The 1481-nt window shown below is 77.9% G+C and carries 2 protein-coding genes; both read right to left on the bottom strand.

Annotation, left to right across the window (positions count from 1 at the left end; all coding sequences use genetic code 11):
• A partial coding sequence (locus tag EEJ42_RS31610; RefSeq protein ID WP_123105292.1) for an SIS domain-containing protein occupies positions 1-1021 on the bottom strand: 1021 nt, incomplete at its 3' end.
• A gap of 86 nt (positions 1022-1107) precedes the next feature.
• Positions 1108-1293 carry a Trm112 family protein gene (locus EEJ42_RS31615; RefSeq protein ID WP_123105294.1) on the bottom strand — a complete coding sequence of 62 codons (186 nt, stop codon included), beginning with the start codon at positions 1291-1293 and terminating at the stop codon, positions 1108-1110.
• Positions 1294-1481 lie beyond the last annotated feature (188 nt).

Genomic DNA, 1481 nt, shown 5'->3' on the forward strand with positions numbered 1-1481 from the left:
CGGCGGCGAGCGCGGGGCGCCCCGCGAGCGACGCGAGCAGCCCCGCGAAGCGCCGTCCGGACGCGGCGGCCACCGGGCCCTCCGTCCACAGCAGCGGAAGCGCCCCGGCCAGCTCGGCCGCGAGCGTCTTCGCGGGGTTGGTGTACGTGGCGATGGCCGGCCCGCAGCGCTCGGCGACCCGGTCCAGCCGGTCCGCCACCTGCTGGAGCGCGGCGGGCGGCGCGGAGATCAGGCCGATCCGGTCGACGAGCATGAGCAGCGGCGTGAGCAGCGCCCACAGCGTGCCGGGCAGGGCGGGGCCGGTGACCTCGTCCGGTGCGGTGCCCGGCGGCTCTATGTGCGGCGGGGTGGCGTGGTGGGGGTGCCCGCCGGAGGGGGCGGGCTCGCCCAGAGCGCCTTCGGGGGGTGGGCCCTGGGGCTGCTCCTCGGGGCGTGTGGTGGTGGGAGCTGTGTTTGGGGGCTCGTCGGGTGGGGGCGTGGCGTACGGCGCGGGGCCGGTGCCGGTGCCGGTTCCGGGCAGGCCGTACGAGGACGTGGCCAGCGGCACCATCAGGCCGCGCGCCTGCGCCACCGCGCCCGCCAGCGGCGAGTGCCCCGGAGCGACCGCGACCAGCGCGCAGCCCCTGCGGTACGCCTGCTCCACGAGGCGCGGCAGCCCCGGCTCCGTACCGTCCGGCGTCGCGATGACCAGCAGGTCCAGCGGGCCCGCCCAGCCGGGCAGCGCCCAGCGCAGCGCGCCGGGGGCCGGTGCGACGCCGGTCGGGCCGATCAGGCTCACCGGGATGTTGCCGCCGCTGAGCGCGCCGAGGAGGTCTGCGGTGCAGCTTCCCGCCGCCCCCGGGCCCGCGACCAGGACGGCGCGCGGCCGTCCGTCCGGATTCAGGTCCGCTACGCCCGCCTCGGCGGCGTGCCGGGCTGCGGTACGGACCCTGGCGCCGGATTCTGCGGCCCCGCGCAGCAGCCCGCGGGTGTCGGCCCGGGCGAGGGCCTCTGGGGCGTCGAGGAGGGATTCGTCGAGCATGGAGCTACGGCCTCCTATCGCCGTGGGCGGCGGTGCGGGCTGGCGGTGCGGGCGGGATGCGGTGTGCGTCGCGTCGGCGGGCGTCGTCAGGCCGGGCGGCGGGCCTCATCTACGAGCAGGACCGGGATGCCCTCCCGGACGGGGTACGCCAGCCCGCATCCCTTGCCGTCCGTGCACACCAGCTCGGGGGTCTCCTCGGCTTCTTCCTCGCGGAGCGGGGCGTGGCACACCGGGCAGGCGAGAATCTCCAGAAGACCGGCTTCGAGCGGCATGGGGTGTCCCTTCGGATGTGGTCCAGCCGGACGTGGGTCCGGCGTGGTCAGGGTACCGCCGGGGGTGGTTGTGCCGCGGGCGGTGGGCCGTGCCGGGGGCGGCCCGTGGGTCGCGGGGTGGGGCGTTTTCCCCACCCCGCCCCTTCCCGAAACCGGGGCTCCGCCCCGGACCCCGTTGCAGGGGCTCC

The sequence above is a fragment of the Streptomyces botrytidirepellens genome (assembly GCF_003721215.1).
Classification (GTDB): Bacteria; Actinomycetota; Actinomycetes; order Streptomycetales; family Streptomycetaceae; genus Streptomyces; species Streptomyces himastatinicus.

What these genes read in the sequence shown, in the direction of transcription:
- EEJ42_RS31615 (WP_123105294.1), bottom strand. Translation starts at nt 1,293, where the DNA reads ATGCCGCTCGAAGCCGGTCTTCTGGAGATTCTCGCCTGCCCGGTGTGC.